This window comes from Lactiplantibacillus nangangensis, from assembly GCF_005405065.1.
GTDB lineage: Bacteria > Bacillota > Bacilli > Lactobacillales > Lactobacillaceae > Lactiplantibacillus > Lactiplantibacillus nangangensis.
This window is the reverse complement of sequence record NZ_BJDI01000004.1, coordinates 109291-128894: the sequence shown is the minus strand read 5'-3', so window position 1 is coordinate 128894 and position 19604 is coordinate 109291. Positions and strand designations below refer to the sequence as shown.

Sequence of the window (19604 nt, the reverse complement as noted above, 5' to 3'; positions counted from 1 at the left end):
TGTGGATAAGCGTGATTTATATGATAGTTTCGGTGAAATGGAACAAGAAATGCAACAGATGCTGCAAAAAATGGCTCAATTGAGAGCCGATATGACGACTGTGCTCGAAAAGAATGCCGAACTCGTTATTGAAAATGAACACTTACGTGAGCACATGGTCGAAATTGAAAATGAATTGCCGAAAAAACCGGCTGGCACCGCTCCCCTTTCTAAATCACGGCAAAATTTGGAGAAGCTTTACGATGAAGGCTTCCACGTTTGTAACCAATTCTATGGCAAGCGACGCGATGATGATGAATCATGTGTCTTTTGTTTAGAAGTGATTTATGGCGACCGTGAACGAGCTTAAACGAGGGGGATAGTTCATTGGAGACACAGCAAAGCTTTGCCGATCATGCGGGCGTTGGGACGCTGTATTTAGTTCCGACCCCAATCGGTAATTTACAAGATATGACTTATCGAGCGGTTGCGACTTTAAAAGACGTCGATCTCATTGCGGCCGAAGATACACGCAATACTCAAAAGTTACTCAATCATTTTGAAATTGAAACCAAACAGATTAGTTTTCATGAACACAATACCCAGGAGCGGATTCCACAATTGATTGCGAAACTCCAAGCCGGGGTTAATTTGGCACAAGTCAGTGATGCCGGTATGCCGTCAATCAGTGATCCTGGGACGGAATTAGTTGCAGCTTGTATTGCGGCTAAATTACCCGTTGTACCGTTACCAGGGGCCAATGCGGGCTTAACCGCCTTAATTGCCTCTGGTTTAGTGCCACAACCGTTTTATTTTTATGGCTTTTTACCGCGTAAGAAACATGAACAACAAGCTGCGCTAGCCAAATTGGCGCAACACCGTGAAACAGTTATTTTATATGAATCACCATTTCGGGTCGCTAAGACGCTGACGGCGTTAGCTAAGGTTTGTGAAGCGTCACGTCCAATTGTGGCCTGTCGTGAATTGACAAAACGCTATGAAGAGTTTGCCCGCGGGACGCTCGCGGAAATGGTTGCTTGGTCACAGGATCATCAATTAAAAGGTGAGTTTGTGCTGTTGATTGGGGGTAATCCTAACGATCCTGAACCAGAAGCTTCAGATGAATTAGCTGAGTTACCGATTAAGGCACAGGTTGAGGCTTTGATTGCGGCCGGCAACAAGCCCAATGCGGCAATTAAAGAAATCGCCAAACGACGTCAATTACAGCGCCAAGCGGTTTATAATGATTTTCACGAGATTAAGTAGAGGATGGGACTAGTTTAATGGCAGCTTTAGGTGCACAAGCAAAGGTTTTTACTGAAGAACACCGCTTAACTTATTATGAATGCGACCGGACTGGACGAGCGACCTTGTCAACGTTGATTAATATTGCCATTTTAGGCTCTCAAGATCAAAGCGATGACTTAGGCTTAACAACTGATTTTGTGCAACAACATGGCGTGGGCTGGGTCGTGACACAATATTCGATTAATGTGACCCGGATGCCGCACCTAGACGAAGTCGTGACGATTGCAGTCCGTGGATCGGCCTATAATCCTTATTTTGCTTTTCGTGAATTTTGGATTCGTGATGGTGCCGGAAATGAATTGGCCTACATCACCAGTATTTGGGTGACGATGAGTCAAACAACTCGCCGCATTGTTAAAATTGACCCAGTACTGGTGGCACCCTATGCTTCAGAAGCTACTAAGCGGATTCCGCGCTTGCCACGGCCGATTAGTTTTGAAACAACGCCGACAACAATCAGTAAACCGTATCAGGTGCGATTCTTTGATATCGACCCGAATCGGCATGTCAACAATGCCCATTATTTTGACTGGTTACTAGATACGTTGCCAGCAGAATTTTTGCTGACACATGATTTAAAACATGTGGACGTTCGCTATGAAAATGAAGTGAAATACGGTCATACGGTGATAGCTGAGGTCAATATCTTACCAACCGATGAGTCGCAACTAGTGACGACTAGTCATCGCATTCGCTTAGGTGATGAAAAGTGTTGCGAAGTGACAATTCAATGGGAAACTATTTAGGATGATTGTAAATGTAGCTGAGTTTAATCACTCAGCTTTTTTACTAACTAAATTTTAAGTCGTGTCAGGGACGGAATATGCTATGATTAAAGCATATTCAAAGGGAGGTTCATTCATGTCAATTCTTGTTTTGGGGGGAGCCGGCTATATCGGTTCTCATATGGTCGACCGCTTAGTTGAAACTGGTCGCGATGTTGTCGTCGTTGATAATTTGGTGACGGGGCACTTAGCAGCAGTTAATTCGGCAGCTAAATTTTATCAAGGCGATTTACGGGACGCTGACTTTTTAAACCAGGTTTTTGACCAAGAATCAATCGAGGCAGTTGTTCACTTTGCCGCTTTTTCAATCGTGCCAGAATCAATGGCAAAACCATTGAAGTATTTCGATAATAATACTGGTGGGATGATCACGTTGTTAGAAGCCATGCAGGCGCATGATGTTAAGAAAATTGTCTTTTCATCAACTGCTGCAACTTATGGCACGCCTAAACAAATTCCAATTAAAGAAACTGATCCACAAGAACCAATTAACCCTTATGGGGCAAGTAAGCTGATGATGGAACACATCATGCACTGGGCAGATGTCGCCTATGGCATCAAGTTTGTGGCCTTACGTTACTTTAACGTTGCTGGGGCTAAGCCAGATGGTAGTATTGGTGAAGACCATGGCCCAGAAACCCATTTAGTGCCCATTATCTTACAAGTTGCACAAGGTAAGCGGGATGAATTGAAAATCTTTGGTGATGACTATAACACGCCAGATGGGACTAACGTTCGTGATTATGTCCATGTGCTTGATTTAGCAGATGCCCATATTTTGGCGTTGAAATACCTCGCTGCCGGTCATGACAGCAATGCCTTTAATCTTGGCTCATCAACAGGATTCTCAAACCAACAGATGTTAACCGCTGCTCGTGAAGTTACTGGTAAGCCGATTCCTGCGACTTTAGCCCCACGGCGGCCTGGTGACCCTGATTCATTGGTTGCGGCCAGTGATAAGGCTCGTGAAGTCCTTGGTTGGCAACCACATTATGATGATGTTAACGAAATCATTAAGACAGCTTGGACTTGGACTCAAAAACATCCAAACGGTTACGATGATCGTCATTAAAATTTAAAAAGTGCCGCTACACTGACAATTTTCGTCAGCGTAGCGGCACTTTTATTGTAAAACTGAAATGAAAGGGTTAGGGATTAAGTTGCCGGTAGTCACTGATAATCGCCAAGAGTCGATTAATATCAGTAGTATCGACATCCCCGATTGTCCCAATTCGGAAGCTTGGAATCGTGGAGACCTTACCTGGATAAATAACGAAGCCACGTTCTTTAATGAATTGATAGAAATCATCAAAATCGAACTGTTCACTTGGATATTTAAAGGATGTAATAATTGGTCCTTGGTAAGCCGGATCAATGACTAAGTCGAAACCGAGTGCTTGCATGCCTGAACTTAGTCGTGATTGACTCGCGGCATACCGGCGATAACGCGGTTCAACGCCACCTTCTAGGGCCAGCTCGTTAAGGGCTTGCGCAAAGGCATGAACGACGTGGGTTGGTGAGGTAAAACGCCATTTACCCGGTTGTTTAGTCATCGCTTGCCATTGTGCATAGAGGTCTAAACTCAATGAACGGGCGTTACCGGCTGTTTTTGCCAATTCGCTTTTTTTCGCAATGATAAAGGCAAAGCCTGGTACACCTTGGACACATTTATTGGCGCTGCTAACTAAGTAGTCACAGTCCAATTGATCCACATTAATCGGGACGCCACCGAGACTAGACATTGCATCAATGATTGAAACAATGCCGCGGGCTTTTAAAAGTGGTACGAGTTGTTCGATTGGATTTAAAATACCGGTCGTCGTCTCGCTGTGAATCGTCGCAAAGTGGGTAACTTCGGGATGAGCATTCAAGGCCTCGTTGATTCGTTCTGGGTCAACGATTTCATCTTCAGCAAAGACCACATCAACGTGTGGAATGTCATAATAGTCGGCAATTTCACTGATGCGTTGACCGTAAGCACCGTTAATCGCAACCATTAAGACGGCGTTTTTGCGAGGCACCGCTGTACCAATCGTGGCTTCCACGCCATAACTGCCACTACCTTGCAAAAGGACAGTGGTGTAGTCATCGGCATTTGCCTGGGCCAAATCTAAAATTTGTTGCCGAATGGTTTCCGTGACCTGGCGATAATCGCTATCCCAAGTACAGTAGTCAATCTGCATGGCAGCTTTGACAGTTGGCGTCGTGCTTAATGGTCCTGGTGTGAGTAATAAATAGGGTTGTTTCATAGGATCAATGCTCCTTTAACTGGCTTATTGTGCGTCACTAACTGGTTGATTGAGCTTAGTCAAGAGGGCGGGGAGATCAACCATTGACTGCAAAATATAATCCGCGCCAACTGCTTCGTATTGTGCGGTAACTTTGGCTCGTAAAACGAGTTGTTCGGCGGCAGTTAAAGCATCAAAGGCTGCCTGTGATAGCCCCATTAAATTACTACCATCAACGATGCCGACGCTAATGGCGTCAGCGTTTTGCCCTTCTAGAATATCATTGATTGAATCGCCGACTTTAACGACATTAGCGTAGTCAGTCACTTCCAATTGATCACAGGCTAATTCAAGCATGGCCGAAGCTGGTCGACCAATACCATTCGTTTGTGCCGAGGTGATGTTAACCGTTGGGCGGTAGCCTTGGTTAGCTGCAATTGGTAGGACCGTTGCCAACATTTCTTCATCGTAGCCAGTCGTTGAACCGTAAGCAATCTGTTGACTGTTTAAAAAGTCAACGACCGTGTCCATGCCAGGCTTTAAATGGGCAAAGTCGGTCAAGGTGGCTAGTAGGATTGACTTAAAGTCTTGGAAAATCCGATCACAATCATCTGATGTGGGTAGTACTTGGAAGCGGGCTTGCCAGTCATTTTGAACAGTTGGTAAGCTGATGATTTTGTGAATATGTGTATATTTATCTAGACCCATGTCTTGGCGAATCTCAGCTTCTGAGATTTCGATACCGACGTTGGCGAAGGCTTGTTGAAAAGCAACGATAGGTGCACGGCTACCATAGTCGATCGTAGTACCGGCCCAGTCAAAAATAACTGCTTGAATTGTCATCTGAAAAACTCCTTTAAACTCAGCAAACTAATTGCTCTTTAAATAGTGACCGCGTAAACGCATGGAGATCAATTCGAGGATGATTGCGAATCCTAAAAGCAGATAAACAATCAAGCCAACTTCATGGAAATCGAAGTAAAAACCACTTGCCATAAAGAGATAGTAACCAATGTCATCCGCACCCGCAGCTGCCCCAACAGCGACTGCATTGGCAAAGTTGATTTCAAATCGAATGAAAGTCCAACTAAGGAGGGCAGGGACGATAGACGGTAGAATCGCCTGGAAAATGATTGGCCAAAAGCGAACGCCACTAGCCTTTAAGGCTTCGATAGTTGCTTGTGGCGTTTCTTCAATGCTTTCTGAATAGGCTTTAACCAAGTAAGCGATACTGTGGAAGGTTAAACCAACCACAGCGGCATTGGCGCCTAATCCCATCACGGCAGAGTAAATTAAGACCCAAATAATGGTTGGAATGGAACGAATAAACGCCATCACAGCTTTTAACGTATTGGCAACCCAAGTTGGTGACAAATTACGTGCTGAAAAGACGGCGATGAAAAAGGCAATGACTGCGCCTAACAAAGTCGTTAACAGTGTTAGCGCAATACTAGTCGAAAGGCCTCTTAACAACACACTCCAGGAATCTTGACCGACGTTTGGATGTAAAAACATGGCGTTTAAGTTGAGCCCTAAGCTATGAAAAGCGTCCTTTAATTTCAAACCAGCCATATCAATAGTTACCAGCGAATAGATCGTCACTAATCCTAGAACTGCTAGCACACTCCGTAAAATCAAGCGAGGCTTAGTCATGAGTGAAATCCGCTCAGTATTCGGGACTTTGGGTTTGACGATTTTTGGTTCTGATGATGAATTTTCAATCATGCAATTGCCCTCCTAATCTGAGTTGATGTCAGCTCTAAGACAATGACCAGTGCGGCAATTAATAAGACAATTAAACCGGCAGCATCATAGCGGATGCTCTTAAAGTATTGGTTGAATAAGAAACCAATGCCGGTCCCGGTTAAAATACCGACTAGGGTTGCATCACGAATGTTGTTCTCAATCATGTAGAGCACCCAACTAGTCATCGTACTAGCGGCCTCAGGTAGAACACCACAAAAGACACATTGGAAATAGTTTGCGCCGACTGCTTGTAAAGCATGCAACTTTTCGGTATCCAAATCCTCAATAGTTTCTGTGAAAGCCCGAGTGAGATAGCCTAAAGTCATAAAGAATAAGGCTAGAAAACCGGTAAAGTCACTTTGTTTAAAGGAGAAAAGGAGAATCATCGCCCAAGCGACGACTGGAATATTTCGGAGCAATGACGCTCCAAAGCGTACGGTCAGTTGCAAGACGCGATTGGGACTAGTCGTCTTGGCCCCTAAAACAGCGAAAATCAAACTCAAGAGTGCCGCACAGATTGTCGATGAGATCGAGACGATCAACGTGCGCCAGAGTTGGTAAAAAATCGGTCCTAGGTAAGTGGTTGTGTGTTGATTAGGAATAAAGGTTTTAAATAGCCATACTAAGCCGGCTGGAATTTGAGCTAATGATGAAAAGGTATTAAAGTTCACCAAAAGAACCGAGCCAAAGTAGATGAGCAGTAAAATAACCAACACAACGGTTAGCCGCATACGCCGTTGACGAAAGAATTGTTGTGGTGAACTGTATTTAGCTTTCATTCGCCGCTACCTTGACTTTCGCATCGGCCGATTGGCGGTAAATCTTTTGCAATACCGCTTCATTGACCTGTTCAGTGGGGCCTTCGAAGACAATGGCACCGTCGTTAATCCCGACGATGTGGTCGGCATAATCCATCGCAATGTCGATCTGATGCAAGTTGATTAAAATAATCAATTGTTTCTCACGTGCGAGTTGTCGCAAGATATCCATGACAATCTTTGTTGATTTTGGATCCAGTGAGGCAATCGGTTCATCACAAAGAATCATTTTAGGATGTTGCATTAAAGCGCGGGCAATACCGACACGTTGTTGTTGACCACCACTGAGTTGATCACAACGTTGGTACGCATAATCTTTAAGGCCAACTTCAGTCAGTAAAGCCAATGCTTCAGTTTTTTCAGCAGTGCTATAGAGCCCGAACATGCCAGCCAAGGTTGATTTTGCGCCTAGACGACCATGCAAGACGTTCTCAAGTGCGGTTAGGGGACTGATTAAATTGTAATTTTGGAATATCATGCCAATATGATGCCGAATTTTTCGTAATTCTGCTTTATTCGCTTGGCGAATATCTTGGTCATCTAATAAAATCTGACCACCGTCGTCACGAATCAATTGATTGACACTCCGTAAAATCGTGGTTTTACCAGCCCCAGAGGGACCGATAATCGCGGTGACTTCACCAGGTTGCGCCGTGAAGCTCACAGACTTGAGTGAGTGCTTGTCTTGACCGTAAGTTTTATCTAGTTGGTTTACCTTGAGCATAGCATGTCCTTTCGTTAATCCAGATTAATGATTGTTTTAGTAACCAACTAACTTATGAGTTGGGGCATACCATTGATCGTCAACTTTTAATAATTGTGTTTTTTCAGACTTCTTAGGGAAGAGCTTTGGTGTTTTTGAGCCTTTTTCTGAGAAGATTTCTTTGTTTTGTGCAAATTCCTTGGAAGTGAATTCCTTGGCAATCTTGTCTTGGTCATCCTTGCTGAGTGACTTAGTGTTGTAGACCCATGGCCCTTGTTGAACTGGCATCATCGCAATATTCACAACTTTTTTACCTTTTAAGTCAGTGAATGGTGCTTCGGCGTCGTCTTTAACGGCGAAAGTTGAGCCAACTTTGTCCCATGAACCGTCTGCAACTTTCAAGTAAGGCATTAAGTCACCATCATCGAAAGCCGCGACGTCAACGTCACCCTTCAACAAGTTAACGGCTGAACCTTGATGCGAGCCACCATAAAGAACTTTGCTAAAGAATTTACCGTTTGAAGTTAAGTCATCTTTATCTTTGATCTTAAATTCATTAGTGATCTTGGCAGTTGGAACTAAGAAGCCAGAAGTTGAACTGTTGGAAACGTAAGAAATTTTCTTACCTTTAATATCTTTAATACTGAATTTGCCATCTGCTTTATACTTATCGGCATCTTTTTGTTGTACCATTAAGTATGAGTTGTAAGTGGCTTTCTTCAATGTGCCATTTTCGTCAGATTGTGCGGCAAACGGCTTAACATCTTTGCTAAGTTTGTGGGCTTGGATATAACCATTGGCACCCATGTAAGCTAATTGAGCTTTACCTGATGCGATGGCTTGAATGGCAACATTGTAATCAGTCGTGGTTTGAACTTTGACTGTCTTACCAGTAACCTTTTCGATTGACTTCTTCAAGGCTTCGCGTGAACCCGAGAAACTTTTGGCAGATTCATTTGGGTAGAAGACGACCGTGATGGCCTTACTCTTATCCGCACTCTTACTGTCACTACCAGCTTTAGTACTAGTCCCACTAGCACAACCAGCCAGTCCTAAACCTAAAACTGAAATTAATGAGAGTCCAACGAGGGACTTGTTAAGCTTTACCATAATAATCAATTACCTCCAAAGTAATATTAGTTACCTGTGTAGAATAACAAGGTAATGTAAACGTGTGAAAAATTATCAGTGAATAATCGGTATTGATTATGTAAAGAAGGTTTACGAATTAATTACAAGGTAAATATCAACCTAACGTGTGGGTATCTTTGGTCAGTAACTATTGCTTTTTTTGTAAAATGCTTAGGATTTGGTTGTAAAAGCCTTGAAAACGGCTGGATTCCTTTCAAAGACCGTAAATTATGATAAGATATGTGAAGTAATTCAAAATGAGGAGCTTTTTTAAATATGAAGTTGTTGGCAATTGAGACATCCAATCGACCACTTAGTGTGGCGGTCTTAGATGATACGAAGGTGCTGGCTACGACGACGACTAATGTTGGTCGCAACCACAGCAGTACTTTGTTACCAATTATTGAAAAGTCGATTAGCCAAGCTGGCTTAACGGCGGATGAACTGGATCGAGTCGTCGTCGCGGCTGGTCCGGGTTCATATACTGGTTTACGGATTGGCGTCACGACTGCAAAAACGTTGGCCTTTACGTTGCATAAAGAATTGGTCGGCCTGTCGAGTTTAGCGGTGCTAGCAGGTAATATCGTGACTGAGGGACAATTAGTGGCGCCATTATTTGATGCACGCCGCGATAATATTTTTACCGGACTGTATCGTATTCAAGCTGGGCAACCAGTGACTGAATTGCCAGATCAACACATTAGTGTGGCGGAATGGTGCCAGCAATTAGCGGCTTATCAAGAATCGATTGTTTTTGTGGGGAGCGATGTGGCTCAATATGCGGATGCTTTGCAAACGCAACTTGGTTCACAATTTGTCCGGGCGCAACCGCAGTTAGATCTGCCACAAGCGGTAGTGCTTGGCTTAATGGGTCGCACGGCAACCCCTGTGGCTAAGATACATGATTTTGTACCCAACTACTTACGGCTAACGCAAGCGGAACGCGAATGGCTAGCCAAACATCCGAAAGAGGACCATGCGCCATATGTTGAGAAGATTTAAGCAGTACTTTCAGAAGATAACCAAAACGCATAACCAGCGGCGACAAAAAATTATGCGTATCGATAATCATGTTGTGCAGGTTGGCAAAAAAGGTTACTACGTTTCACGGGCCTTAATTACTGATGTTCCAGAAATGTTGGCGATCGAACGGGCCGTTTATGCGGGCAAAACGCCGTGGGACGAGAACGCCTTTAAAACCGAATTACGACGACAAAGTGGGCGCTTTTATATTGTGATGCGTCATGAAGACCGGCTCTGTGCTTTTTGTGGTTGTGCCTTTGATGATCGTCGGCAAGATGCACATATTACAAATATTGCCGTGCATCCTGATTTTCAGAATCAGGGGCTGGGTGGTTTCATGATGCAAACCATGATTAAACGGGCTAGCTATTTAAATTACCGAACCGTGACTTTGGAAGTTCGGTATAGTAATACGACTGCCCAGCGCTTATATCAAAATTTAGGCTTTGAAAAAACTGGTGTGAAGAAACGATATTATTTTGGTGATCATGAAGATGCAATTGATATGACTTACCATGTTCCAGCGGCAAAAACTGATGCCTGAGCCACAGTTGATTGATAGCACTGAGTGGTCAGCTGATTTAGTTGCCAAAACTTGTTACGAGATCGCAGCCAGTGCTTATCCGGGTGGTGCACCTTGGCGCTTGGAAACTTTTGCGGCAGACTTAGCGTTACCCCAATCGTGTTATCAGGTGCTGGTGTTGCAAAAACAACCTATTGGGTTCATTAGTTGGACGACGGTTTTAGATGAGACTGAAATTACTAATATTGCGGTTTGTCCGACATCACGGCGCCACGGTTATGCGCGACTGATGTTGGCCAGCTGTTTTCGCCAATTAACGCCGGCTGACAAACTTTTTTTAGAGGTTCGTCAAAGTAACAAAGCAGCGCGCAAATTATATGAACAATGTGCTTTTGAGCAACTCTCAGTGCGGCGAAATTATTATCAGCAACCGCGTGAAGATGCCATAATTATGCGTAAATTTATTAAATGAAGGATGGAAACTCGTGGAGAAACAAAATTTAATCTTAGCGTTCGAATCTAGTTGTGATGAAACGAGTGTGGCGGTCGTCGCCGATGGGCAAACTATTTTATCAAACGTGATTGCGACCCAAATTAATAGTCATAAACGGTTTGGCGGCGTTGTACCAGAAGTGGCTAGCCGTCATCATATTGAAGAGATTACGATTTGTATTGAGGATGCGTTAAAAGAAGCTAATGTCACCTATGACGATCTAGATGCAGTGGCCGTTACTTATGGTCCCGGTTTAGTTGGGGCGTTATTGGTTGGCGTTAATGCGGCCAAGACCGTTGCCTATGCGCATCATTTACCATTGATTCCAGTGAACCATATGGCCGGTCATATTTATGCGGCCCGGTTTGTTAAGCCGTTTGAATTTCCACTGATGGCGCTCTTAGTTTCGGGTGGTCATACGGAATTGGTTTATATGCAGGCCGATGGTCAGTTTGAGATTATTGGTGAGACGCGTGATGACGCGGCTGGCGAAGCTTACGATAAAATTGGCCGGGTGTTAGGCGTGCCTTACCCAGCTGGTAAAGTTATCGATGAGATGGCGCATCAAGGCCAAGATACCTTTAACTTCCCGCGGGCGATGATTGATGAAGATAATTATGATTTCAGCTTTAGTGGGTTGAAGAGTGCTTTCATTAATACGGTTCATCATGCGGACCAAATCGGTGAAACGCTTGATAAAAATGATTTGGCCGCAAGTTTTCAAGCCAGTGTTGTGGATGTGTTGATGTCGAAGACGTTGCGAGTCTTAAAAGAATATCCAGTTAAGCAACTCGTTTTAGCTGGGGGCGTTGCTGCTAATCACGGTTTGCGTGAACGGTTGCAAGCAGAATTGCCAACCAAGTTTCCTAATACGGAACTTTTGTTAGCCCCATTGAAATTATGTGGTGACAATGGTGCCATGATTGGGGCAGCTGGCTACATTCAGTATCAACATCATCAGTTTGGGGATGCTAGTTTGAATGCTGATCCAAGTTTGGAATTTGATTGGATGCCCAAAATGCCTCATTAAACTATGTCGAAAAAAAACGTCGGTCCTGATTAATAAAAATCAGGCCGACGTTTTTAGTTTAATTGAGTTCTTCTAATTGTTCCGCTTGTTCGGTCCAATCATTTTCTGCTTGTTCGTGTTCAGCATTAACGGCTTCCAATTCTTTTTGGAAGTCTTGGAGCTTACCGGCATCGGCAAAAACTTCTGGTTGTGACATTTGTTCCTGAATCTGGGTGGCTTGGGTTTCCAAGTCATTCATTTTTTCTTCTAAGGCAGCAACAGAACGTTCAAGCTTTCGCTTATCACGCTGTTGTTGCTTGCTGGCTTGATAAGTTTTTTGCCCTTTGGAACGAGGATCTGGCGCTGCTGAAAGTTGCTCGGTCGCAGCTGTGGATTCACTGGCTGCCGCGGCACTTGCAGCGGCAGCAGCAAATTCAGCTTGTTCTTGTTTCTTATCGATATAGTAATCGTAGTCGCCTAAGAATAATTCGGTACCAGTTGGACTAACTTCAACGACACTTGTTGCAACTTGGTTAATGAAATAACGGTCATGGGAAACGAACAGTAACGTGCCATCAAAGTCATTCAAAGCTACCTCTAACACTTCACGACTATCGATGTCCAAATGATTAGTCGGTTCATCCAAAATTAAAAAGTTGTTATTTTGCATCGCTAGTTTGGTTAGCAATAACCGCGCCCGTTCACCACCAGAAAGTGCATTGATTGGCTTATCAACATCTTCGCCGGTAAACAGAAAACTGCCAAGAATGGTACGGATGTCCTTTTCAGGCGTGGTAGGGTGTTCGTCCCAAAGTTCACTTAGGACAGTCTTACGATCGTGTAAGTTTTTTTGTTCCTGATCATAGTAACCAGTGACAACGTTGGTGCCAAAGACAGCTTGGCCTTTAATAAAAGGAATCTGTCCTAGAATACTCTTTAAGAGTGTCGATTTGCCAATCCCATTGGGGCCAACAATGGCGATGGCTTCATGTTTTTTAACGTTTAAATTGTCAGGTTCAGATAAAATCTGATCTTGATAACCGACTGCCGCATCTTTGACGGTCAAGACGATATTGCCACTTTGCTTGGCCGCATGAAAACCAAAGTGAGCCGTCTTATCATCACTATCTGGTTGTTCTAAACGATCCATCTTTTCCAGCTGTTTGCGCCGGGATTGCGCACGTTTCGTGGTTGAAGCCCGCACAATATTACGATTTACAAAGTCCTCAAGTTTACTGATCTCAGCCTGTTGTTTTTCGTAATGTTTCCATTCAGCTTGGATTTTAGCAGCTTTAGTTTGGACATATTGATCATAATTACCAGTATAGTGGGCCATTTCATGGTGGGACAGATCGTAGACTTCGTTAACGACGCGGTCTAAGAAATAACGGTCATGACTGACAATTAGCAACGCACCAGTATAGGATTGTAAGTAACTTTCGAGCCAAGTGAGGGTTTCCACATCCAAATGGTTAGTCGGTTCATCCAAAATGAGGAGATCGCGTTTTTCCAGTAAAAGTTTGGCTAATGCTAATTGGGTCTTTTGCCCACCAGACAATTCAGTGACAGATTTATCGTAAACATCGGCGTCAAATTGGAACCCATGTAAGACCCCACGAATTTCAGCTTGGTAACCATAGCCATTTTGCTGCTGAAAATCAGTTTGAACTTGATCGTAAGTTTTTAGGGTTTGCTCATAGGTTGCCTGATCGGCGATGACCGCCGGATCACTAAGTTTGTTTTCTAATTGATGCATTTGTGCTTCCAATTTATGTAAACCAGCAAAAACACTGCTCATTTCTTCCCAAATCGTATTGGCACTATTTAGGCCTTGGTCTTGAGCAAGGTAACCAATCGTCAAACCTTTGCGCATTGAGATCTGGCCTTCATCTGGGACAGTCTCACCAGCAATCATTTTTAAAAGCGTCGATTTTCCGGCCCCGTTACGACCGACTAAGGCGACGCGGGCATGTTCTTGGATGTCCATTTGTACGTTATCGAACAAGACATCGGCGCCAAAACGCCGCATGACTTGTTGCACTTGTAGTAAAATCACGTTTTTAAGCTCCTTTCAGGGTTGATTCGTCAAATAATTGTAGCATATTGCGTCGATTAGCCCTAATGAAACGGAATAATAAGTAAATATTATTTCACAAAGTGGTGGGGTATGCTAGAATAGTGTCAGCAAATTCACAAACTTTTAATAAGGAGGGTCGTCCAATGGCAGAAACAAAAATTCCCCGGGCAACGGCGAAACGGTTACCGATTTACTACCGTTATTTGAATATTCTATTAGATGCAGACAAAAAACGGGTCTCATCAACTGAACTGTCTGAGGCGGTTAAGGTTGATTCGGCAACGATTCGACGGGATTTCTCATACTTTGGCGCGCTGGGTAAGCGTGGTTACGGTTATGACGTTGAAAAACTATTAGCTTTCTTCAAGAAAATTTTAAATCAAGATACGTTAACCAATGTTGCTTTGATTGGGGTCGGTAATTTAGGGCATGCCTTGCTCAATTTTAACTTTCACAAAAATAGCAATGTTCGAATCTCGGCGGCGTTTGATGTTAATGAAACGATTGCGAACACTGTTCAAAGCGGAGTTCCAGTCTACCCAATGGCAGAGCTTAAGAAACAATTGATTGAGCAACAGATTGAGATTGCCATCTTAACGGTGCCAACTTCGGTGGTCCAAGATGTGACGGATGAATTGGTTTCAGCAAATGTGAAAGGGATCATGAACTTTACCCCATTACGCATTTCAGTGCCAGAAACGGTCCGGGTTCAAAATGTTGATTTGACCAATGAGTTGCAAACGCTGATTTACTTTATCGAACACTATGGCGAACAACTTGGCGATAAATCTAATGATGAAAATTAGTTAAAATAAGACGCAACTAGCGATAAGCTGGCTGCGTCTTTATTTTTAGCTGAAAAATACCGGTAGAACGGCAATACTATTCATGAGAATGTGCGTTATCATCGACGTTTGAATACGACCGGTACGGTGATAGAGCCAGCAGAAGAATAACCCGATAAAGGCATACAGAATTAAATGACCATCTGCGTGCGCAAAACTAAACAAAATACTGGAGATTACGGCCGCACCAATGCCACCCGTGACCGGTACGAAAAAGCCAAAAATCACCTTACGAAAAACGATTTCTTCCATAATTGGGGCGCCAACTAAAATGGCAAGGAAGAAAAGGGGGTATTTTTGCCCAATGGCTAGAAGGGTGTTCGTATTGGCAGAAGCTGTTGATTGGCCGAGCAAGTGCGTCAAGCTGAGGATGACGTTTTGACCAACAATCACGACCAGAGTTCCCACAAGTCCCCATAGTAAAGTGGTTAACCAAGAACTGGGGTGCTGTTCAATCGTATTCGGACTAGCATGATGCCAAGCCAAATAACCGAGAACGATGGCGCCAATGAGGTAGTCTAGCGTTTGAATCAGATAGACTTGTGAGCCCAAATGTGGGAAGCCAGTGACCAATAAAGTCGGTAACGCATAGACGATAAAATACACAATTAAAATACTGATAGATTGGCGACGATTGGCCATTTCTTCACGTCCTTAAACGAGTAAATTTCGAGTCAAAGTTGACTTAAGTAGTCCCATTATAGTCGATTTGACATTCTTTGACTAATTATTGACAAATAACTTGCAATCTCAAATGAAAATGTTATAGTTGATTTTGTGATTAGCACTTGAGCTTTAGGAGTGCTAAAAAAGAATAAATGGAGGGATTCACGTGTTAAAACCATTAGGTGATCGTGTCATTTTGCAACAACAAGCAGAAGAAGAACAAACAGTTGGTGGTATCGTTATTGCCAATAACGCTAAGGAAAAGCCACAAAGCGGTAAAGTGGTTGCCGTATCCGACGGCCGTGTTTTAGATAACGGCACAAAGGTAGCTCCAAGCGTCAAAGTTGGCGAACAAGTTTTGTTCGACAAATACGCTGGTACTGAAGTTAAGTATGAAGGGGCCACATATCTTGTTTTGCACGAAAAAGATATTGTCGCGGTCGAAGACTAATCCATTTAAATTATTTAATTAAAAACTATTTATGAGGTGAATACAGATAATGGCTAAAGAATTAAAGTTTTCTGAAGACGCACGTTCAGCAATGCTCAAAGGTGTCGATCAATTAGCTGACACTGTAAAATCAACGCTTGGTCCTAAGGGTCGCAACGTTGTTTTGGAACAATCATATGGCTCACCTACCATTACTAATGATGGTGTAACGATTGCTAAGGCAATTGAATTAGATGACCATTTTGAAAACATGGGTGCTAAGTTAGTTTCAGAAGTTGCTTCTAAGACTAATGATATCGCTGGTGATGGGACGACTACTGCCACTGTTTTGACGCAATCAATCGTCAACGAAGGTATGAAGAACGTCACTGCCGGTGCTAACCCTGTTGGTATTCGTCGTGGGATTGAAGAAGCGACTAAGACCGCCGTTGATTCATTACATGCCATGGCACATGAAGTTAAGACACAAGAAGACATTGCTCAAATCGCAGCGGTTTCTTCAGCTAGCCAAGAAACTGGTAAGTTAATTGCCGAAGCCATGGAAAAAGTTGGCCATGATGGTGTCATCACGATTGAAGAATCACGTGGTGTGGACACTAGCTTGGACGTTGTTGAAGGGATGCAGTTCGATCGTGGTTACTTATCACAATACATGGTCACTGATAACGACAAGATGGAAGCTGACCTCGACAGCCCTTACATTTTAATTACCGATAAGAAGATCTCGAATATTCAAGATATCTTACCATTGCTACAATCGATCGTTGAACAAGGTAAGCCATTATTGATCATCGCGGATGATATTTCTGGTGAAGCTTTACCAACCTTGGTCTTAAACAAGATGCGTGGGACGTTTAACGTCGTTGCAGTTAAGGCACCCGGTTTTGGTGATCGGCGTAAGGAACAATTACAAGATATTGCCATCTTAACTGGTGGGACGGTCATTACCGATGACTTAGGTCTTGAATTGAAAGACACAACGATTGATCAATTAGGTCAAGCTAACAAGGTTACGGTTACTAAGGATAACACCACCATCGTTGAAGGTGCTGGCGCTAAAGATGCCATCTCAGAACGAGTTGACTTCATCCGCAACCAAATCAGTGAAACCACTTCTGATTTCGATAAAGAAAAGCTTCAAGAACGTTTAGCTAAGTTAGCCGGCGGGGTCGCTGTTGTGCGGGTCGGTGCTGCAACTGAAACTGAATTGAAAGAACGCAAGTATCGAATCGAAGATGCCTTGAATGCAACCCGTGCTGCCGTTGAAGAAGGCTTCGTTGCCGGTGGTGGGACTGCCCTAGTCAACGTCATCAAAGATGTTGATGCTTTGAAAGAAACTGGCGACGTTCAAACTGGGATTAACATCGTTAAACGCGCTTTGGAAGAACCAGTGCGTCAAATTGCTGAAAATGCCGGTCTTGAAGGCTCAGTTATCGTTGAAAAGCTCAAGGATCAAAAGCCAGGCGTTGGGTTCAATGCTTCGACTAACGAATGGGTTGATATGATTAAGGCTGGGATCGTTGATCCAACCAAAGTAACCCGTTCTGCGTTGCAAAATGCGGCTTCCGTTTCAGCCTTGTTATTGACGACTGAAGCTGTCGTTGCTGAAAAGCCAGAACCACAAGCACCAGCTGCGCCAGCCGCACCAAACCCAGGTATGGGCGGCATGATGTAAGTTTAACTAAAAACTTTTTAACACCTGCTCATTTGAGTGGGTGTTTTTTTAATCAAAAATAGCTAGCCAAGTGCTTAAGTCAGGAGTAAACTAGGGGGCTATGCGGGTTTAAAAAGTTAGTCGCTTGTGGTTAAACCGGTAGTATTTACTAATTTAAAGTAGTAAAATCAACTTTGACTTAGCACTTACTTGGGAATAATTATTTTTGAAATAAAGGAGTTATTATCATGTGGCGTTATTTAAAACGGTTAGTTATTGGGAAACCGTTAAAAACCATGGATGAAGGTGGGCAAGCGCTCACTAAGTTCAAGGCACTGGCGCTGCTGTCATCAGATGCGCTCTCGTCAGTCGCTTATGGTACTGAACAGATCACAACGGTATTGATTACCCTTTCAGCAGCAGCTTTGATGTATCAGTTATATGTCGCTGCTTTAGTGCTGATCCTATTATTTGCGATTACAATGTCTTATCGGCAAATTATTCGGGCCTATCCTTCTGGGGGTGGCGCGTATGTCGTTGCTAGCACTAACTGGGGTCGACCAGCAGGATTAGTTGCCGGGGGATCTTTACTAGTTGATTATATGTTGACGGTCGCAGTTTCAGTGACTTCTGGGACGGAAGCCATTACGTCAGCGGTGCCATTCTTAGGACACTATCAAGTTTTAATTGCCGTGCTAATCGTGGTGGCGATTATGGCGTTGAACTTACGTGGTATGCGAGAATCGGCTTCGTTTTTAACGTTCCCTGTCTATTTCTTTATCATCATGATTATTGGTATGATTTTATGGGGAATCATGAATATTGCCAGTGGTAACTTAACTTACCATGCTTCAGCAGCGATTGGAGGACCAGTGCAAGGGATGACTTTGGTGCTCTTCTTCCGAGCATTTTCATCGGGGTCATCGTCATTGACTGGGGTGGAAGCCATCAGTAATGCGGTACCTAACTTTAAACGGCCTAAGCGGCGTAATGCTGCGAATACGCTAGCCATCATGGCGATTGTGCTGGCGGTCTTCTTTGGCGGTATTACCTACTTAAGTTACTATCTAGGAATCAAGCCACAAGCTGATAACACGGTTTTGTCACAAATCGCTTCGGCGGTCTTTGGACATGGCTTGTTCTATTATTTGTTACAGTTGTCGACGGCGCTGATTTTAGCAGTGGCGGCGAATACTGGGTTCTCAGCTTTTCCAATTTTGGCCTACAATTTAGCTAAAGATAAATTCTTACCACATGCCTATATGGACCGTGGGGATCGTCTTGGTTACTCTAATGGGATCATCTCGTTGGCGGTCGGTGCGATCGTCTTGATCTTTATTTTCCATGGTAAGACGACGCTACTGATTCCACTATATGCGGTTGGGGTGTTTGTGCCATTTACATTGTCTCAATCCGGGATGATTGTTCATTGGTTACGCGAGCGTGGTCAATGGTGGGGACTCAAAGCTGCAGTTAACTTGCTTGGGGCATTGATTTCACTAGTTCTAGTGGTCTTTTTATTCGCTTTACATTTTGGCAACGTTTGGCCTTACTTGGTTGTTATGCCATTGTTACTGTACATGTTCTATCGAATTCATGTGCATTACAATCGGGTCGCAGCACAACTGCGGGTGGTCGCCAAAGAAAAAGCCGAGTTGCATGACTATGACGGTGCTACCGTGATCGTGTTGGTCTCAAATGTGACCCGGGTGACAGCAGCTGCCGTGAACTATGCGCGTTCGATTGGGGATTATGTCATTGCGATGCACGTTTCTTTTGATGAAAATCCCGAAAAGGAACATAAGACGGCGGCCGAATTTAAATCGACCTTCCCAGATGTGCGCTTTGTGGATATTCATTCATCTTATCGGTCAATTGCCACGCCAACCTTACGTTTCTGCGATGTGATTGCTAAACGAGCTGCAGAACGTAACTTTTCTACCACTGTCTTGGTGCCACAATTTGTGCCAAAGAAGCCTTGGCAAAATATCTTGCACAACCAAACGAGTTTACGTTTGCGAGCCGTTTTAAATTCACGAGAAAATATTATTGTTTCAACTTATAACTATCACTTGAAAGAGTAGTTGTAAACGACGTGGGGATGGCGCAGGCTGTCTTTCACGTCGTTTTTTAGTTAAATTATGACCTAATTGTGTAGGCTTTCC

At 43.6% G+C, this 19604-nt stretch carries 20 protein-coding genes; 12 read left to right on the top strand and 8 right to left on the bottom strand.

Annotated features, from left to right (window positions below):
- Position 1: 1 nt before the first annotated feature.
- The 4 genes from FFM70_RS05435 to galE all read left to right on the top strand — a co-directional run bounded on the left by FFM70_RS05435 (position 2) and on the right by galE (position 3144).
- Positions 2–349, top strand: coding sequence for a DNA replication initiation control protein YabA (locus FFM70_RS05435; RefSeq protein ID WP_137615835.1), 348 nt, complete (start codon positions 2–4; stop codon positions 347–349).
- A 17-nt stretch (positions 350–366) separates the two neighbouring features.
- The gene (gene rsmI, locus FFM70_RS05430) at positions 367–1245 is read left to right on the top strand and encodes a 16S rRNA (cytidine(1402)-2'-O)-methyltransferase (RefSeq protein WP_137615834.1); all 879 of its coding nucleotides are present in this window, start codon (positions 367–369) and stop codon (positions 1243–1245) included.
- Between the two features lie 17 nt (positions 1246–1262).
- Positions 1263–2033 carry an acyl-[acyl-carrier-protein] thioesterase gene (locus FFM70_RS05425; RefSeq protein WP_137615833.1) on the top strand — a complete coding sequence of 257 codons (771 nt, stop codon included), beginning with the start codon at positions 1263–1265 and terminating at the stop codon, positions 2031–2033.
- 115 nt (positions 2034–2148) lie between these two features.
- Positions 2149–3144, top strand: coding sequence for a UDP-glucose 4-epimerase GalE (gene galE / locus FFM70_RS05420; protein ID WP_137615832.1), 996 nt, complete (start codon positions 2149–2151; stop codon positions 3142–3144).
- 76 nt (positions 3145–3220) lie between these two features.
- Here the strand turns inward: galE and phnW are convergent, their stop codons facing one another.
- From phnW to FFM70_RS05390, 6 genes are read right to left on the bottom strand one after another with little or no spacing between them, the layout of a single operon-like run.
- A complete protein-coding gene (phnW, locus tag FFM70_RS05415) occupies positions 3221–4321 on the bottom strand; it encodes a 2-aminoethylphosphonate--pyruvate transaminase (protein ID WP_137615831.1) in 1101 nt (366 codons plus the stop codon).
- Positions 4322–4345: 24 nt separating this feature from the next.
- Positions 4346–5143: a phosphonoacetaldehyde hydrolase gene (gene phnX / locus FFM70_RS05410; RefSeq protein WP_137615830.1), complete on the bottom strand. Its 798-nt coding sequence runs from the start codon at positions 5141–5143 to the stop codon at positions 4346–4348.
- 27 nt (positions 5144–5170) lie between these two features.
- Positions 5171–6025, bottom strand: coding sequence for a PhnE/PtxC family ABC transporter permease (locus FFM70_RS05405; RefSeq protein WP_137615829.1), 855 nt, complete (start codon positions 6023–6025; stop codon positions 5171–5173).
- On the bottom strand, positions 6022–6825 hold the full coding sequence (phnE, locus tag FFM70_RS05400) for a phosphonate ABC transporter, permease protein PhnE (RefSeq protein ID WP_137615828.1): 804 nt from the start codon (positions 6823–6825) through the stop codon (positions 6022–6024). The genes FFM70_RS05405 and phnE overlap by 4 nt, the downstream gene beginning before the upstream one ends.
- The gene (gene phnC, locus FFM70_RS05395; RefSeq protein WP_137615827.1) at positions 6815–7588 is read right to left on the bottom strand and encodes a phosphonate ABC transporter ATP-binding protein; all 774 of its coding nucleotides are present in this window, start codon (positions 7586–7588) and stop codon (positions 6815–6817) included. Before phnC ends, phnE begins: the two co-directional genes overlap by 11 nt.
- 36 nt (positions 7589–7624) lie before the next feature.
- A complete protein-coding gene (locus FFM70_RS05390) occupies positions 7625–8677 on the bottom strand; it encodes a phosphate/phosphite/phosphonate ABC transporter substrate-binding protein (protein ID WP_137615826.1) in 1053 nt (350 codons plus the stop codon).
- Between the two features lie 297 nt (positions 8678–8974).
- On the opposite strand from FFM70_RS05390, the gene tsaB reads away from it, so the two are divergent.
- From tsaB to tsaD, 4 genes are read left to right on the top strand one after another with little or no spacing between them, the layout of a single operon-like run.
- Positions 8975–9700 carry a tRNA (adenosine(37)-N6)-threonylcarbamoyltransferase complex dimerization subunit type 1 TsaB gene (tsaB, locus tag FFM70_RS05385; RefSeq protein WP_137615825.1) on the top strand — a complete coding sequence of 242 codons (726 nt, stop codon included), beginning with the start codon at positions 8975–8977 and terminating at the stop codon, positions 9698–9700.
- Positions 9684–10265, top strand: coding sequence for a ribosomal protein S18-alanine N-acetyltransferase (rimI, locus tag FFM70_RS05380; protein WP_137615824.1), 582 nt, complete (start codon positions 9684–9686; stop codon positions 10263–10265). Before tsaB ends, rimI (FFM70_RS05380) begins: the two co-directional genes overlap by 17 nt.
- The gene (gene rimI, locus FFM70_RS05375) at positions 10258–10716 is read left to right on the top strand and encodes a ribosomal protein S18-alanine N-acetyltransferase (RefSeq protein WP_137615823.1); all 459 of its coding nucleotides are present in this window, start codon (positions 10258–10260) and stop codon (positions 10714–10716) included. Before rimI (FFM70_RS05380) ends, rimI (FFM70_RS05375) begins: the two co-directional genes overlap by 8 nt.
- 13 nt (positions 10717–10729) lie before the next feature.
- The gene (gene tsaD, locus FFM70_RS05370; RefSeq protein ID WP_137615822.1) at positions 10730–11767 is read left to right on the top strand and encodes a tRNA (adenosine(37)-N6)-threonylcarbamoyltransferase complex transferase subunit TsaD; all 1038 of its coding nucleotides are present in this window, start codon (positions 10730–10732) and stop codon (positions 11765–11767) included.
- A 58-nt stretch (positions 11768–11825) separates the two neighbouring features.
- On the opposite strand, the gene FFM70_RS05365 is transcribed toward tsaD, so the two are convergent.
- Positions 11826–13802, bottom strand: coding sequence for an ABC-F family ATP-binding cassette domain-containing protein (locus FFM70_RS05365; RefSeq protein WP_137615821.1), 1977 nt, complete (start codon positions 13800–13802; stop codon positions 11826–11828).
- Positions 13803–13966: 164 nt separating this feature from the next.
- On the opposite strand from FFM70_RS05365, the gene FFM70_RS05360 reads away from it, so the two are divergent.
- Positions 13967–14629 carry a redox-sensing transcriptional repressor Rex gene (locus FFM70_RS05360; RefSeq protein ID WP_137615820.1) on the top strand — a complete coding sequence of 221 codons (663 nt, stop codon included), beginning with the start codon at positions 13967–13969 and terminating at the stop codon, positions 14627–14629.
- Between the two features lie 45 nt (positions 14630–14674).
- Here the strand turns inward: FFM70_RS05360 and FFM70_RS05355 are convergent, their stop codons facing one another.
- Positions 14675–15310, bottom strand: a complete 636-nt coding sequence (locus FFM70_RS05355; protein ID WP_137615819.1) for a CPBP family intramembrane glutamic endopeptidase — start codon at positions 15308–15310, stop codon at positions 14675–14677.
- Between the two features lie 190 nt (positions 15311–15500).
- Between FFM70_RS05355 and groES the strand changes: the two genes are divergently transcribed.
- The 3 genes from groES to FFM70_RS05340 all read left to right on the top strand — a co-directional run bounded on the left by groES (position 15501) and on the right by FFM70_RS05340 (position 19523).
- Positions 15501–15785 carry a co-chaperone GroES gene (gene groES / locus FFM70_RS05350; protein ID WP_137615818.1) on the top strand — a complete coding sequence of 95 codons (285 nt, stop codon included), beginning with the start codon at positions 15501–15503 and terminating at the stop codon, positions 15783–15785.
- A gap of 49 nt (positions 15786–15834) precedes the next feature.
- Positions 15835–17460, top strand: a complete 1626-nt coding sequence (gene groL, locus FFM70_RS05345) for a chaperonin GroEL (protein WP_137615817.1) — start codon at positions 15835–15837, stop codon at positions 17458–17460.
- A 227-nt stretch (positions 17461–17687) separates the two neighbouring features.
- Entirely contained in the window at positions 17688–19523 is a 1836-nt protein-coding gene (locus FFM70_RS05340; protein WP_137615816.1) for an APC family permease, read from the top strand.
- The last annotated feature ends 81 nt before the right edge of the window (positions 19524–19604 follow it).